Source organism: Paenibacillus sp. FSL R5-0623, from assembly GCF_037974265.1.
Taxonomy (GTDB): domain Bacteria; phylum Bacillota; class Bacilli; order Paenibacillales; family Paenibacillaceae; genus Paenibacillus.
Genome location: NZ_CP150233.1, coordinates 3,558,433 through 3,573,439 on the forward strand (window position 1 = coordinate 3,558,433; position 15,007 = coordinate 3,573,439).

Below are 15,007 nucleotides of genomic sequence, written 5' to 3' on the forward strand. Positions count from 1 at the left end.
CTGAATTCTCTAAATGCATGCAGAATAAAGTTGTCCAGAAATGACATCATAAAGAAGTAGTATACATCTCAGTTTCCAGAGGAGGATATCTTGTATGGCTGACCAGAAGAAACGCAAAGAAGCTGCCTGGAAGTCACGTAAGCAAGAACAGCATCCCCATGGCAAAATCAAATCGCTTAAAGAATTATCCAGCGAATATGAAGAGAAACCTACTACGAATTAACCACGAGACTGTCAGTGAATATTGCTGGCAGTCTTTCTTCATACATTGCAGACATTGAGTCATACATCTATATACTCTATTCTAAAAACGAATGAACACAAGATATAAGGTCTGTATAGTTCGTAAATAACTGTGAACAAATCGTTAATTCATTGACATTGCATGTCATTTTAATTAGAATACGAAATGGACTTCAGGTTGAAAACAGATATGAGTATCTTTATGTTTTGTTTAGAGCTTAGCTGTTGAATCTTTAAATCCTAACAACGAATATAGGAGCGACAATATTACAATCCTATATGAAGATTAGGATTTTTTGTTTTTAGCTTTGGAGTATAATTTGAAAGTTGGAGGCTGGCTTTACCATGGACAAATGGTTCAAACTTAAAGAACGAGGCACGAGCATCCCCACAGAAATTATCGCAGGGGTTACAACATTCTTCACAATGGTATACATAGTTATCGTAAACCCAGGAATCCTCAGCAGCACAGGCATGGACTTTAACGGTGTATTCATAGCAACGGTACTGGCAAGTATTGTGGGAACTCTGATTATGGGAATATGGTCCAATTATCCAATCGTCATCGCACCGGGTATGGGCCTGAATGCATTCTTTGCCTATAGCGTAGTTGCCGGATATGGCGTGTCTTGGCAGGTTGCACTGGGAGCCGTATTTATAGCAGGGATTTTGTTTATTATTTTATCACTGACTTCATTCCGTTACATGTTGCTTGATGCAATTCCTGCTAGCTTAAAACATGCCATTACCGCAGGGATCGGATTGTTTATTACAACGGTAGGTCTGCAAAATGCCGGGATTATTGCCGATTCTGAATCGAATTTGATTACGATCGGAAACTTGGCTGAGCCAATGGCTTATCTGACTATTATCGGATTGATTATTACCGTTATGCTGATGGCTTATAATGTGAAAGGTTATCTGTTCATCGGAATGGTGGTAACAGCGATACTTGCCTGGATCATGGGACTATTCCAAATGCCGGAATCGATTGTATCCATGCCGCAAGGTCTTACTTCAACGGCTTTGCAACTGGATCTGGCAGGTGTATTCTCGAATGGTTTGTATACGATCATATTTACGTTCCTGCTGATCACGCTGTTTGATACGACAGGCACAATGCTCGGCGTTGCTGAACAAGCAGGATTACTTAAGGATGGTAAATTTCCACGCTCGCGTGGCGCATTATTGGCAGATGCCGTAGGAACAACCAGTGGCGCTTTGCTCGGAACAAGCCCAACATCAGCTTATATCGAGTCCAGCACAGGGGTAGCCGCAGGAGGTAGAACGGGACTGACAGCGGTAACGGTAAGTGTGCTGCTTGCGCTGACCTTGTTCTTTACACCGATCGTAAGTGTAATATCAAGCATTCCGGCGATCACTTCTCCAGCACTGATCATTGTTGGATACTTTATGATTAACGTCATCAGCAAAATCAAATGGGATGATCTCGAAGAAGCATTTCCTGCCTTCCTGATTATCATCCTTACTCCATTGACACACAGTATTGCAACAGGCATCGGCGTAGGTTTCATCTTTTATCCGGTACTTAAGCTGCTTCGTGGAAAAGGTAAAGATGTTCATCCAATCTTCTACATTTTTGCGGTATTGTTCTTCATTCAGCTTGTGTTCCTGGACACTAAGAAACTGTCTAATCAACAGGAGAACTGCCCTAACAAGCAGCTCTCTTTTTTTGCCTGTTCATACTCCGTTCATATTCCCGTCACGAAGGGGACATCTTCGATGGTTACACTAGACCTATGTCGCAAGAGCGGCTCTACAGATATAATGGACAGGAGAAGATGGATTTGGAAAAAACAGTGGAAGCAACAACAACGGGGACTAAGGGCCGTAAAAAACGGAATTTATGGTTGAAAATAATAGGTGGTATTGTCGGCGCGCTGGTGCTGTTCATGGGCATCACGTTTGTCGTTCATACGATAAGTAATGGGGCAGAGAAAAAGAAAATCGAATCGTACGGCCAATATGTCAATGTTGATGGAAAGAATATGAATGTATCCATTCAAGGTAGCGGCGAACAAACCATCGTGCTACTTCCCGGACAAGGAACACCATCACCAGTACTTGATTTCAAATTGTTAATCGATGAATTAACTTCTGATTACAAAGTTGTGGCGATTGAGCCTTTCGGTTATGGGTTAAGTGACCAAACCGAAACGGAGAGAACCACCGAGAATATTGTTAGTGAAATTCATGAAGCTGTACAGCAGCTCGGTATAGATCGTTATATTCTGATGGGGCATTCCATCACGGGACTGTACGCAGCGACTTATGTGAACACGTATCCGGATGAAGTTTCTGCTTTTGTCGGGATCGATAGCAGTGTTCCGAATCAACCTGGCATGGATGTTAAATTACCTTTGAACCTAATGAAATTCCTTCAAAAATCAGGCTTAATGAGAGTACTCAATAAAGTGAGTGGTGATTCATATGCATCACTTGCCTATGATGAACATACCAAAGAACAGATGAAGTTGATTTCGAATCAAGTCTCGACAAATCCAACATTAGTAGATGAGCTTAAACACCTGGGTTCCAATTTCAAAAATGGAGAAAAACTCACGTATCCTCGTGATCTGCCAGTGCTTCTCTTTGTTCTTTCCAATAACGAGAAAAACCCGCAGTGGATTCCGCTGCATGAGGAGCAAGTGAAACAATCCGCACAGGGCAAAATGATACCAATGGAAGGTTCACATTATCTGCATCATACGAAATACAAAGAAATCGCCGAGGAATTCAAATCTTACATGAAACAAATCCAATAGGATGATTGATTAATAAACTGCGGTGTTGCAATAATTGAAAGCAGGATTGAGGGGAATACCCTCATCCTGCCTTCTTTCGTTTTTTTGGGTAACTACTGTACCAAAAGTTCCAGATCCGGCTGCAATTTGGTCCGCAAAGCATATAACATGATGGCCCCAACTAGGAACGCGACGGCATCAGCAATAACAAGTGACCAGATCACTCCATGAAAGCCGTTCATCTGATTAGCGATATACAACACAGGAATTAGTGTAATCCCTTGAATTATGGACATTACAAACGCGGCGGTTCCTTGGGCTGTTGCTTGGAAGATCCCCATAAACAAAGAAGTCATTCCTGTAATGAACAAGGATAAAAAGGTTACATGAAGAATGTAGCTACCCATTTCAATTAATTGCGGATCAGTCGTAAATAAACCAATCAAGTGGTCAGAGATCAGATAGACGACAACCCCAAACAGGACGGCTAACGCCAAAATAGATTTGATCGTGAATCCAATCGTTTGTTTCATGCGTAATTTGTTCGCTGTGAATGAGAAGGCAATCAACGGCACAACTCCCTCGCACAAGCCCATTAGAATAAACTCAGGAAATTGCAATAATCGTGATGAGATTCCATACCCCGCAACAGCCTGATCTCCATATTCAACAAGAAAAAGATTAAGAATAAGCGACATTGCACCCAAGAAGACACTCATAACAAAGACGGGAACACCAATTTTCAATACATTGCTCAGGATGTCCTTGGTCACCTTGAACCATTTCAAGGAGACGGTTAAGAATGGACTCTTATAACTCATATGGTAAGCGTAAAATGCACTCGCAACCAAGTTAGAGATGACGGTAGCAGATGCAACGCCGATCACACCCCAATGGAAGACAAAAATGAATAACGCATCGAGGATAATATTTATAACCACACTGAGAATCATACCGGTCATCGATGTGATTGCTGAACCTTCTGAGCGCACGATATTCTCCAGTGTGAAGAATAAGATGACGAAGGGTGAACCAATAAGCATAATCGTGACATACTCTTTCGTAAATCCGAAGGACTCTGGCGTTGCCCCCAGCCCATGAACGATTGGTTCGATCAGCGGGAGGCCAACGGCCATCACAATAATTCCGAGAACTAAACTACTGTAAAAGGCGAATGAAGATACATGTTTCAGATCATCGACTTTTTTCTCTCCCAGCAAACGAGAGATGAATGTACCGCTGCCTATACCAATTAAATTACCAAGGGCCATGATGACCGCGAATAAAGGTAAAGTTAGTGCAAGTGCAGTTAACATTGCCGTATTACCCAGTGTGCCAAGGAAATATGCATTCAAGATGGAGTAAATAACACTCATTGACGTGCCTAGCATCATTGGGACAGCAAAGTGAGCTACGGCTTTGGCAATCGGTGCTTTTTCAAAGTAATGGAGGTTTTCTGTATCCATGTGGGTCACTACCTTCTTCGTTAATTTTGGTTCAATCTAACACTGTTAGATTGAACCTTACAGTGTTAGATGTTATCATGAACGTATGAACCTGTAAAGCATAAACTTACACTGTTAGATAAAAGGGCGGATAGCGATGAAAAAACAACAGCCTCAGATTTCGGAAGATAAGATTTTGGAAATTTCATGGGAGCTTCTCGGAGAAGAGGGAATCGAGAAATTCAGCATGAGACGCTTGGCAGACAAGCTAGGGATTCAGGCTCCATCTCTATACTGGTACTTTAAGAGCAAGCAGACGCTCTACCAGCGTCTGGCTAACCAGATATCGAAAATTATTCTGGACGAGTTTCACACTGAAGGGGACTGGAAGGAGCAGATGGAGGGGCTTGCGGTGACGGTGCGAAGTGTACTCAGCCGGTACCCGTGCTCCACACAGCTCATGATGATGACGCTGCCTCACGAGCCGGACATGATCCGCTTTACCAACCGCATGTTGCTCTGCATGGAATCAACGCCACTAGAGCAAGAGCAGAAATTACAGGCCGTTCTTACACTTGTCAATTATGTATTCTATTTCGTACTGGACGATTATCAGCATCAGCGTAATATATCTGCTGCCCTTAAGGACAAGGAAGCACTTGAGGGTGAAGAGATGATCCATCTTCTGGACTCTATGAGTGAGAAGGAAGCTGGACTCTTCAGTAGGATGTATAAGAATGGTCTGTTTGAGGTTATGGGAACCGACGGAGCTTTTGAGTTTGGCTTGAAGCTTATTTTGCTCGGGATCGAACAAGCGATAAAGAAACCCACCGAGAATTAAACTCCGATGGGTTTCTTCTTGTACTCACGTTAATCCCTTTATCAGTCTAAAATTTTGCCTGAATTTCTTTTAAAAACAAATCCGCAGCAGTCGAAAAGACCTGATGTTTTTTCCAAACGATATTTAAACCAGATTCAAGTCTTGGCTCCAGGGGTCTGAAACAAAGATCGCTTTCACTGGATGTATTCACTATTTTATCAAGTGTTAATGCATAACCAATACCTTCTTCAACCATAATGGCAGCATTATATGCAAGATTGTATGTAGTAACGACGTTTAATTTGTCAAAATCTTCACCAAACCAATCCGCAAACTCATTTTTCGAAAATGTCTGCTTCATTGACTGTCTTGAACAGATCAGTGGAACATGCAATAAGTCTGTGGATCGAATCGTATCTTTGGAGGCGAGTGGGCTTCCTTTTCTCATAACCACTCCCCAAACATCCTTGTCTGAGAAATTGATATAGTTATATTTGGAAACATCTGCTGGCTGGATTAGAATACCGAAGTCAAGGAGTCCCTTGTCGAGCCGCTCAGTTACATCATCTTCGTTGCCGCTGTATAGGTGATAGCGTATATTGGGATATTTGTTCTGCACGTCTTTTGCCACTCTTGCAATCTGTTTCATGGCTTCCGTTTCTCCACCGCCAATATAAATATCACCACTTATGGTTTCTTCCATGGATTCAAATTCTGCCTCTAATTTATCGACCATACCCACAATTTCTTCAGCTCTATTTCTTAAAAGCATACCTTCATCTGTGAGAATAATTCGGTAACTACTGCGAATAAATAATTTCTTTCCCAACTCTTGTTCAAGGTCTTTCAATTGTCTGGACAAGGTGGGCTGCGTAACATGCAAGAAATCAGCAGCGCGTGTAATACTTCCTTCTCTGGCGACCGTAAGAAAATAACGCAATACTCTAATCTCCATTTTAACTCCTCCTTTATCCTTTATATTCTACAATAAACCTTACAGAAATGCCTTTCAAGCATAACTTGTTATAAGATATGAGTATTTGCTATGTGGTGTATAAACGCTAAACTAAAAAGCAAGGCAACTGGAGAAGAAATTGAAGGGAATGAATGATATGGACAAGACAAAGGTATGGTTTATCACTGGCGCTAGTCGAGGTATGGGCACGACTATTGCGAAGGCTGCTTTAACTGCTGGACACAAGGTTGTGGCTACGGGCCGGAATCCTGATGCAGTGGTTCGTGCGATCGGTGAGTCCGAGAATGTAATGGTTGTCTCATTAGATGTTTGCGAGCCTGCAGATGCACATTCCGCAGTTAAGGCGGCAATTGAACGGTTCGGGGAAATCGATGTACTTGTAAATAATGCGGCACATTTCTGTGGAGGGTATTTTGAGGAACTGACCCCGGACCAGATTGAACATCAGCTTCAGGTAGCGGTGGTTGGTTCCATGCACGTTACCCGGGCCATATTACCTGTTATGCGCAACCAGCGTTCAGGACATGTGATCTCGATCTCTTCGGGCGCTGGCCTTTCAGGATTTGAGTTTAATTCGGCATACAGTGCTGCGAAATTTGCGCTTGAGGGATGGATGGAGGCACTGGCTCCTGAGGTAGTTCCTTTCGGTATTCATACGACTATAGTCAATCCCGGATTTTTCCGAACAGAATTTCTTACGGACGCATCATCAACTTTCGCTAAGTCCTCGATTGAAGATTATGATGACCAGAGAGCTGGTCATATGAAATTCTTCAAGAATCAGAACGGGCAACAGGCTGGAGATCCAAAAAAACTTGCCAATGCCCTCCTCAAGATTACAAACGAGGTCCAACCGCCGAGACGTTTTATTGCAGGAGCGGACGCGATAGACATTGCAGAGCAGAAAATTGCCAACCTTCAGACAGAGATCAATGCTTACCGGGATCTCTCTAAATCCATGGCATATGACAACTAAACGAAATCACCTGCTTGTATTCATTCTGACCTTTGGTGTATTCAGTATTTTAAATACGGAGATGGGCGTAATCGGAATCTTGCCTTTGATTGCAGAACATTACCAGGTCAGTATCTCAACCGCTGGTTTGATCGTGAGTCTTTTTGCGCTTGCGGTTGCTGTATCTGGTCCGATTTTACCCTTATTATTTTCGGGCATGAACCGGAAGCATGTCATGTTGTTTGTACTTGGCATTTTTATTTTGGGCAGCCTGGTCTCCGCCATCACATCAAACTTTACGGTATTGGTCATTGCACGTGTCGTTCCGGCTTTTTTCCATCCGGTATATTGCTCATTGGCATTTACGGTGGCAGCGGCGTCAGTCCCCAAGGAAGAGGCGCCGAAGGCAGTGGCTAAAGTATTTGTAGGCGTGTCGGCAGGCATGGTACTCGGAGTCCCCCTTTCGAGCTTGATTGCTACCAGTACATCGTTGTTCTATGCGATGTTGTTCTTTGCCGCCGTAACGATCATCGCATTTGTAGCAACACTTCTTTTTGTGCCCTCCATGCCAGTTACGAAAAGAATCTCTATAGGTACTCATCTGTATGTATTGAGAAGATCCGTGATGTGGCTATCCATTGCTGGCGTGATTTTCATGAACGGAGCTGTATTTGGGGTCTATAGTTACCTTGCCGAGTTTCTGAAAACCGTGACAAGATATGACTGGAACACCGTCAGTGTGTTGTTATTTCTATATGGCTTGGCCAATATGGTTGGAAACATGATAGCAGGGAAACTGCTCGCTAATTTCCCTTTAAGAACAATCAAGATGTATCCCATTGCATTAATAACAGTATACATCTTGTTGTTCACCTTCGGACAATTCAGTGTGCCAACAGCCCTCCTTATTTTCCTTTGGGGGATCTTAGGAGGCATTGGGGGCAATATCACTCAATATTGGGTGGTATCTGCAGCACCAGAGGCACCCGAATTGTCAAATGGGATCTTTCTAACCTCTTCCAACCTGGGAACAACACTTGGTGCTAGTGTATGTGGACTAATCGTAACTGGAATAAGTACACAATATATAGTAGTTGGGGGAATCGTATTTCTAATATTTAGTATCGTAACGAACTACTTTAGAATCTCCATGACTGGCCGATTGAAGGGTTCAAATGTTGAAGGATAAGAGGCGGACGTGGTGATAGGCGTTATACATTACCGTTTCGGCATTTTGCTCTCATCCATGTACAACAGGTTCCAGCGGTGACCGTCCAGGTCGGCAAATCCCGCGCCATACATCCAGTCGTCTATTTCACCCGGCTTGCCAAAGATGGTTCCTCCAGCTAACTCGACTTTTTCAATAAAAGCATCAACTTCTTCTCTGCTGTCAGCACCAATGGAAAATATCACTTCTGCGCTATGGGAAGTATCTGCGGTTTTGGCACCTGTAAATTTCTCAAATGTTGCGTCCGGAAACAGGAGAATCGTTGTTGAGCCTATGACAAGCTGGGCTCTCTCGTTACCGACATTCTCCCCATGGAATCCAATCTCATTGAAAAAGGTAGTGGATTTCACAACATCTTTCACCGGCAGGTTCATCCAGATTTTTTGTGACATGGTAGTAGCCTCCTAGAGTATATTATCGACACTCTTACTATACTCTACCTCAATTCAAAATTACATAATCGGGTACATACGATTATGTAAGAGTTAGAAATAACTAATATAATGAAGGATGATTTAGAGAAATCCGAATCGTTCTAATCAGTTCAAAACCCAAACCAAAAGAGCAATCTCCAATGAGGTTGCTCTTTTGGTCATGACTTATTTTGCCTAACGGTGTATACGCAGTTTCTTCCTCCGGCTAGAATGTATTCTCCCCGTTCAATATGAACATTATCGCCTAGAACTGTTTTGAATAAATGTAACTCATTCTTGCATAACCCGGTACATACCGCGGCCGCTTCACAGATGGGGCAATGCTTCTCAATGAATAGGAGAATGCCATCATCCTGCTCCTTAACCTCGGCCATATAACCTTCATTTGTACGAATTTCGGCCAATTTCTCCAATCTCTCTCTGACTCCTGATGAATCGCCAAGATGCTGAAGATATTGTTCTTGCATATTTTTATTTCGAACATCCAGCAGCTTGTCCAGCCCTTCATGACCAAAAGCTTCTTTCATCGAATTGATGAGGCTGACGGATAAATCCGAATATCCACTTGGGAAAAAACGATTAGCCGCGGGAGTTAATATCCATAACTTGGTGGGACGACCCATGGGACGGGCCTCTTCCACAGTGGTAACCAATCCTTCTCCTTTTAGCGCATTCAGATGTTGACGAATAGCCATTCCAGATAACGAAAACTGAGAGGAGAGAGTGACAACATCCATTCCCCCGCGCTCTTTTAACAGATTAATAATTGCTCTCCGGGTACTGGTAGAGACATCCTTTTTAGTTTGATTTCCGCTCATGGTGCACCTCCTTGTGACGCTACTGAATCTACATGAATAACTACATTTTAAACAAAAATGTTGACAAAGTCAAAGCCGAACTGTAGCTTAGACATTATAAACAAAAATGTTTACTAAGTATCCGGATACGATGTATACATAACAATTTTCTTGGAGGTCACATTTCATGTCGTCTAATCATCAAAGTATTTTCAGCCCGCGTTATTTTGCATTGTCCATAGGAATCATTTTGTCAGTGATGGCCGTTGGATTCGAAGGTTTATCCGTCACCACCATTGCTCCTTCAATTGCTGGAGACTTGAACGGTCTTAGCCTGTTCGGGTGGATATTCAGTACGTATCTGCTTGCGCAGATTATCGGAACGCTGGTCGTCGGTCGAATCATTGATAAAAGAGGACCTGCAGCACCGTTCACTTTTGCACTTCTGTTGTTTATCGTAGGGCTGATCGCTGCCGCAACCGCAGGCGACATGTATACCATGATAGGATCACGGGCCCTGCAGGGTTTGGGTGCCGGAGCTATGATGACTTGTGTGTATACAGCTATATCGTTAAGTTACCCGGATGAGTTGCGTGCCAAAATTCTTGGAGCATTTGGTACTGCCTATGTTCTTCCGTCCATGCTCGGTCCATATGTAGCAGGAGTTATCGCAGATCAGTGGTCCTGGCGTTTTGTTTTCTGGGGGATCTTACCCGTGCTAGTGGTTTCAGCATTGCTTAGTTTACCTGCCTTTAGGAAATTGAAAGTGCAGAAGACGAGAGTGGATAGCGGATCTTCATCCACTTGGATGGCGTTACTCTTAACGTTGGGTACAGGGATTTTCCTGGTTGGTCTAAGTAGGCTTCCGAGCATTATGGGATTTGTTTTAGTCATAATTGGCTTCGTATTGATGTTATTTCCGCTCCGTAAATTGCTACCGAAGGGAACACTTACGTTGCGAAGAGGTATGCCAGCAATTCTGGCAACACGTGGGTTGTTCTTCGCTGCCTATACCAGCACACAGAATTTCCTGGTATTAGCTCTAATCGACGTGAAAGGGATTACACCTTCTCAGGCTGGATTAATTGTCGCGAGTGCTGCATTAAGTTGGTGTATCATTGCGTATCTGCAAGGACGGTGGGATGCGGCAGATCAGGGTAGTGGACGTCATATGAGAATCATTCTTGGGGTATTGCTGCTTGCGATAGGGATTGCCATCGTATTTTGGGTACCTGTTGTGACCGTTACCATCGCAGTTCTTGGTCAGATCATTGCAGGAGTTGGTATTGGATTGGCGCATCCGATTAGCGGTGTTGTCGCATTTTCCCAAACGGGGGAGGAAGGCGTGGGCCAAACCTCAGCAAATCTGCAATTTGCAGATTCTTTTACACCTGGCGTAGTGATCGGCATTGGTGGTTCCATTCTTGTAGTGTGTCAGGCTGGTGGTATGTCACTTCAATCCGGCTTAATTGTAGCCATGGGTTTCCATCTCTTGTTGATCGTCACGAGTATCATTGCCAGCACTCGGATCTCACCACGCGGATGAATAAGAAAGTGGGTGTACAGACCATTGTTCACTGAAGATCCGAATAAACTATTTACAGCTTATCGCATCATCGGAACGAAATGGACGATCCATATTTTATGTGCTCTGTCTCAAGGCCCGAAGAGATTCGGTGAAATATTCGATAACATTCCTTCCATTTCCGAAATGATCCTCTCCAGACGTTTAAAGGGTCTTCAACATGATCATTTGGTCAAAAAAACAATACGGACACGCCCCACACAAATTATTTATGAACTTACGCCAAAAGGAGCTGCTCTTGCAACATTCATACCCTGTCTAATGGACTGGGATACCAAATTTCAAAATGACACCACCGGGAGGAATAAAAATGATCATTGAGGTCAGTGATACAGCATCGGACAAAATCGTTGAGATCTTATCAAGTGCGGATATCCAAAATGCCTTTCTTAGAGTAAGCGTTGATGAAGGGGGATGCAGTGGATTATCTTATACCCTTATCGTGGATGAACAACAGGCAGAAGAAGACATTGTGTTAAATAAAAAGCAATTTAAGATATTGGTTCACGCAAACAGTATTCCATATATTGATGGTCTTGAGATTGACTATGAAGAGAGCGGAATGTTAGGCGGATTCACCATAAATAATCCAAATGCCAAAGTTTCGTGTGGATGCGGGGCCAGTTTCAGAATGGCCAATTATCGTGGCGAAGTGAAAAAATGTGATTAATGAAGGAAGGAGTGCAGAGCAATGATCTCATTTCTTTGTTGAAAAAACAGATGCCTGGATCCTGGAAGATGAACTTCTCCAAATTGACTGTAATGAAAATGGCATATTTTCAAGCAAAATCTCCTATTGAACATGGGAACCCTATTCTAGACCATAATCTTACTTTTTAAACATTTAACTTTACAAAGTATAACTCTTCATGTATATTCAGGAAGTTAAAAGGTTTAATTTTCCATAATAACTATCAACTTACGGAGGTGTGGAAGACAAATAACAATCAGATTGGGATTTTTGATGCTCAGTACAGGGCGGCTACAATTGGCATTATGCTGGTTCTGGCAACCGTAGCTTTTGAAGGACTGGCTATCACAACGATTGCTGCGAAAATGGCACAAAGTTTAGAGGGCATTCATTTATACGGTTGGATCTTCAGCGCATTTTTGTTATCTCAGCTTATTGGAACTTTGGTTATGGGTCAGCAGATTGACAAGCGCGGTGTTTTTACATCCATGCTGATATCTTTTAGTGTTTTTGTGTTAGGAACTGTGGTCTCTGCTATCTCTTTCGATATGCATATGCTTATTGCCGGAAGAGCCCTTCAAGGTTTTGGAGCGGGGGCCCTGATCACATGCATTTATACCTGTGTGACGTTACATTATCCAGATACACTTCGTACTCAAATCCTGGCCGCATTCTCGATGGCATTTGTCCTGCCTACCTTAATCGGACCTTATGCAGCAGGCCTTATTGCTTCCTACATCTCGTGGCGATATGTTTTCTGGATCGTTTTACCCTTGATTGGAATAGCGCTCAGTCTCACATTCCGTTCTTTTCGTAATTTGCAGCTTCAGCAAGATCTGACAGGTCCAGCGCGAGCAACCGACTCAAAGATTATGTATGCAATTCTGCTTGCCGTTGGAACGGGGCTGTTACTCACAGGACTTGGTATGATAACCGATTGGAAAGGTATAGTACTCACTTTGGGTGGATTAGTCGTCATGATCCCACCAATGCGTAAATTGCTGCCTGTGGGCACTTTCTCGGTAAAAAAAGGATTGCCTGCTACTTTGGTTTCGAGAGGGCTATATGTTGCTTGTTATTTTACAACGGAAAGTTTCGTGATCTTGGCACTAACCGAAGTGAAGGGGTTATCAGCTGATCTTGCTGGCCTCATTGTAGCAGCAGGTTCTCTGAGCTGGTCCGCCGCAGCGTGGTTGCAAGCCAAGCTTGATGCACGAGATCAAGGTCGTGCCCGAAAGGGCAGAGTCATGACGGGCATTGGGATTATGATCGCTGGAACTGTACTTGTGATCCTGGCTCTTATTATGACGGACGATGGGATTATACTCATCCTTCTCTCGCAAATGATTACAGGATTCGGTGTTGGATTGGCCAACCCTACTACTGCTGCCATTGCTTTACAACATGCCTTGCCCAGAAAAGAAGGAGAAATGTCCGCGAATCTGCAATTTGTGGATTCCTTTTATATGGGAGTAAGCATTGGCGTTGGTGGCGCTCTGATTGCCTTGTCCGAAACTTTACAATGGGGCATATCGACAGGCGTTTTGATCGTGTTAACACTGCAATTACTATGGGTCTTGTTAAGTTTCTTGGCATCACTACGAATTACCAAACTCGTTCATCAAGAACATCATCCAATCAGCCAGGTGAAGGATAACATTTCCATGTAACGGATGACGGCCGCGTCGCTAAATACATCACGAAGAACGGGGGGACTAATTGCATTGGGAGGTAGTTAAGATGGCACGTGTATTAGTAGTCATTACTCCAGCTGAAGGACATGTGAATCCATCGTTAGGATTAGTTACTCAGTTGATAGACAATGGTGAGGAAGTCATCTATGTGTGCACGGAGGAGTACCGTTCCCGAATTGAACAAACCGGTGCCCAGATCATTACCTATCCGTTTCCACAAGATGCCTTCTCTCATGATCCGGTGTTGAAACCCCAGGAATACAAGCATTCTTATCAGTTCATTTATATGATGGTAAGTATTGTCCGGAGGATCATCCCCAATGTACTGCAGGTGGTAGAGGATCAAAAGTTTGATTATATGATCTTTGATTCCCTGATGGGATGGGGAGGGACTATTCTTGCAAAAAAACTGGGAATTCCTGCGGTGTGCTCGATTGCGTCCTTTGCTTTTGTGGAGCCTCTCGGGTCTAGCTCAGTTCTGAATGAGACGGAGACGAAGGAGCTTTATGAGGCTACGATGAAGATCACAACGGAGTTAGCCGAAGAGTTTCAAGTGAGTATTCCAGCCATCGAAGAAATTCCGGCACATGCAGGTCAGTTAAAGCTTGTGTACACCAGCCGTTATTTTCAGCCGCAGGCAGAAAAGCTGGATGATCGTTTTATTTTCACGGGTCCTTCGATCATTACACGTCAAGATGCTCCGACCTTCTCGTTTGAGTTGCTTCGTGAACGGTACCCGCAAACCGTGTACATTGCTATGGGTACGATTTTAAATAAAAATTTGGATTTCTATCAGCTTTGCTTTGAAGCATTAGGGGATCTACCCGTGAATGTTGTTTTATCTTCAGGAAAGTACACGGACATGACGCCGCTGGCTGATCAAGTACCTCCTAATTTTATCGTCAAGCCATACATTGCCCAGTTGGACATGCTGCAGCATACGGATGTTTTTATTACACATGCTGGAATGAACAGCACAAGTGAGGCGTTATATTACAACGTTCCGATGGTGATGATTCCATTAACATCGGATCAGCCTCTTGTCGCCGATCGGGTACAGGAATTGGGCGCGGGTATTACTTTAAATAAACATAATCTCAATGCAACTGATTTGAGAGAAGCATTAACAGAAGTACTACACAATTCACTTTATAGACGGCAGGCTTACCTCATTGGTGAATCTTTAAGGCAGGCTGGCGGTTACAAGCGAGCTGCCGAAATGATCATGAGTCGTATAGGTTCAGGCCGGGGAAGTTACACCATTTAATGGTTTTCCATTCAAAGTCGCTTAATAAGCGGCTTTTTTTGGTTTTAATGGTCTCAAGACTTGACCTACAGTTAACTCTATGTCTTATACTCCGATTAGGCTTGCAA

General features: G+C 43.3%; 13 protein-coding genes and 1 pseudogene. 10 read left to right on the forward strand and 4 right to left on the reverse strand.

The genetic code is table 11. The features are described from left to right. Positions 1 to 94 precede the first annotated feature (94 nt). The 3 genes and pseudogenes from MKY92_RS15575 (at position 95) to MKY92_RS15585 (ending at position 3,029) form a co-directional block, all read left to right on the forward strand. Entirely contained in the window at positions 95 to 223 is a 129-nt protein-coding gene (locus MKY92_RS15575) for a DUF6254 family protein (RefSeq protein WP_219845137.1), read from the forward strand. A gap of 365 nt (positions 224 to 588) precedes the next feature. Beyond that, positions 589 to 1,878, forward strand: a pseudogene (locus MKY92_RS15580) (NCS2 family permease); the annotation flags it as partial. A gap of 167 nt (positions 1,879 to 2,045) precedes the next feature. Then, a complete protein-coding gene (locus MKY92_RS15585; RefSeq protein ID WP_339296793.1) occupies positions 2,046 to 3,029 on the forward strand; it encodes an alpha/beta hydrolase in 984 nt (327 codons plus the stop codon). Between the two features lie 92 nt (positions 3,030 to 3,121). Here the strand turns inward: MKY92_RS15585 and MKY92_RS15590 are convergent, their stop codons facing one another. Beyond that, the gene (locus tag MKY92_RS15590; protein ID WP_339296794.1) at positions 3,122 to 4,474 is read right to left on the reverse strand and encodes an MATE family efflux transporter; all 1,353 of its coding nucleotides are present in this window, start codon (positions 4,472 to 4,474) and stop codon (positions 3,122 to 3,124) included. Between the two features lie 136 nt (positions 4,475 to 4,610). On the opposite strand from MKY92_RS15590, the gene MKY92_RS15595 reads away from it, so the two are divergent. Next, positions 4,611 to 5,294 carry a TetR/AcrR family transcriptional regulator C-terminal domain-containing protein gene (locus MKY92_RS15595; protein WP_339296795.1) on the forward strand — a complete coding sequence of 228 codons (684 nt, stop codon included), beginning with the start codon at positions 4,611 to 4,613 and terminating at the stop codon, positions 5,292 to 5,294. Between the two features lie 46 nt (positions 5,295 to 5,340). Here MKY92_RS15595 and MKY92_RS15600 read toward each other — a convergent pair whose 3' ends face one another. Continuing rightward, positions 5,341 to 6,228 carry a LysR family transcriptional regulator gene (locus MKY92_RS15600; protein ID WP_339296796.1) on the reverse strand — a complete coding sequence of 296 codons (888 nt, stop codon included), beginning with the start codon at positions 6,226 to 6,228 and terminating at the stop codon, positions 5,341 to 5,343. A gap of 157 nt (positions 6,229 to 6,385) precedes the next feature. Between MKY92_RS15600 and MKY92_RS15605 the strand changes: the two genes are divergently transcribed. Together MKY92_RS15605 and MKY92_RS15610 are read left to right on the forward strand one after the other, a co-directional pair. After that, entirely contained in the window at positions 6,386 to 7,225 is an 840-nt protein-coding gene (locus MKY92_RS15605) for an SDR family NAD(P)-dependent oxidoreductase (RefSeq protein WP_339296797.1), read from the forward strand. Beyond that, the gene (locus MKY92_RS15610) at positions 7,215 to 8,393 is read left to right on the forward strand and encodes an MFS transporter (RefSeq protein ID WP_339296798.1); all 1,179 of its coding nucleotides are present in this window, start codon (positions 7,215 to 7,217) and stop codon (positions 8,391 to 8,393) included. Before MKY92_RS15605 ends, MKY92_RS15610 begins: the two co-directional genes overlap by 11 nt. Before the next feature lie 29 nt (positions 8,394 to 8,422). Here the strand turns inward: MKY92_RS15610 and MKY92_RS15615 are convergent, their stop codons facing one another. Both MKY92_RS15615 and MKY92_RS15620 read right to left on the reverse strand, forming a co-directional pair. Then, positions 8,423 to 8,824, reverse strand: coding sequence for a VOC family protein (locus MKY92_RS15615; RefSeq protein WP_339296799.1), 402 nt, complete (start codon positions 8,822 to 8,824; stop codon positions 8,423 to 8,425). A 200-nt stretch (positions 8,825 to 9,024) separates the two neighbouring features. Further along, positions 9,025 to 9,684, reverse strand: a complete 660-nt coding sequence (locus MKY92_RS15620; RefSeq protein ID WP_339296800.1) for a metalloregulator ArsR/SmtB family transcription factor — start codon at positions 9,682 to 9,684, stop codon at positions 9,025 to 9,027. A gap of 166 nt (positions 9,685 to 9,850) precedes the next feature. Between MKY92_RS15620 and MKY92_RS15625 the strand changes: the two genes are divergently transcribed. From MKY92_RS15625 to MKY92_RS15640, 4 genes are all read left to right on the forward strand, one after another. Beyond that, the gene (locus MKY92_RS15625) at positions 9,851 to 11,209 is read left to right on the forward strand and encodes an MFS transporter (protein ID WP_339296801.1); all 1,359 of its coding nucleotides are present in this window, start codon (positions 9,851 to 9,853) and stop codon (positions 11,207 to 11,209) included. 349 nt (positions 11,210 to 11,558) lie between these two features. Continuing rightward, the gene (locus MKY92_RS15630; RefSeq protein ID WP_339296802.1) at positions 11,559 to 11,918 is read left to right on the forward strand and encodes an iron-sulfur cluster assembly accessory protein; all 360 of its coding nucleotides are present in this window, start codon (positions 11,559 to 11,561) and stop codon (positions 11,916 to 11,918) included. A gap of 326 nt (positions 11,919 to 12,244) precedes the next feature. Further along, entirely contained in the window at positions 12,245 to 13,609 is a 1,365-nt protein-coding gene (locus tag MKY92_RS15635) for an MFS transporter (RefSeq protein ID WP_339301806.1), read from the forward strand. A 70-nt stretch (positions 13,610 to 13,679) separates the two neighbouring features. Continuing rightward, positions 13,680 to 14,900, forward strand: coding sequence for a macrolide family glycosyltransferase (locus tag MKY92_RS15640; protein WP_339296803.1), 1,221 nt, complete (start codon positions 13,680 to 13,682; stop codon positions 14,898 to 14,900). The last annotated feature ends 107 nt before the right edge of the window (positions 14,901 to 15,007 follow it).

Bases quoted from the DNA above. Each gene is read 5' to 3' on its own strand.
- MKY92_RS15585 (WP_339296793.1), top strand. From the start codon at position 2,046: ATGGATTTGGAAAAAACAGTGGAAGCAACAACAACGGGGACTAAGGGC.
- MKY92_RS15610 (WP_339296798.1), top strand. From the start codon at position 7,215: ATGACAACTAAACGAAATCACCTGCTTGTATTCATTCTGACCTTTGGT.
- MKY92_RS15600 (WP_339296796.1), bottom strand. From the start codon at position 6,228: ATGGAGATTAGAGTATTGCGTTATTTTCTTACGGTCGCCAGAGAAGGA.
- MKY92_RS15615 (WP_339296799.1), bottom strand. From the start codon at position 8,824: ATGTCACAAAAAATCTGGATGAACCTGCCGGTGAAAGATGTTGTGAAA.
- MKY92_RS15590 (WP_339296794.1), bottom strand. From the start codon at position 4,474: ATGGATACAGAAAACCTCCATTACTTTGAAAAAGCACCGATTGCCAAA.
- MKY92_RS15620 (WP_339296800.1), bottom strand. From the start codon at position 9,684: ATGAGCGGAAATCAAACTAAAAAGGATGTCTCTACCAGTACCCGGAGA.
- MKY92_RS15595 (WP_339296795.1), top strand. From the start codon at position 4,611: ATGAAAAAACAACAGCCTCAGATTTCGGAAGATAAGATTTTGGAAATT.
- MKY92_RS15630 (WP_339296802.1), top strand. From the start codon at position 11,559: ATGATCATTGAGGTCAGTGATACAGCATCGGACAAAATCGTTGAGATC.
- MKY92_RS15605 (WP_339296797.1), top strand. From the start codon at position 6,386: ATGGACAAGACAAAGGTATGGTTTATCACTGGCGCTAGTCGAGGTATG.
- MKY92_RS15640 (WP_339296803.1), top strand. From the start codon at position 13,680: ATGGCACGTGTATTAGTAGTCATTACTCCAGCTGAAGGACATGTGAAT.
- MKY92_RS15625 (WP_339296801.1), top strand. From the start codon at position 9,851: ATGTCGTCTAATCATCAAAGTATTTTCAGCCCGCGTTATTTTGCATTG.
- MKY92_RS15635 (WP_339301806.1), top strand. From the start codon at position 12,245: ATGCTGGTTCTGGCAACCGTAGCTTTTGAAGGACTGGCTATCACAACG.
- MKY92_RS15575 (WP_219845137.1), top strand. From the start codon at position 95: ATGGCTGACCAGAAGAAACGCAAAGAAGCTGCCTGGAAGTCACGTAAG.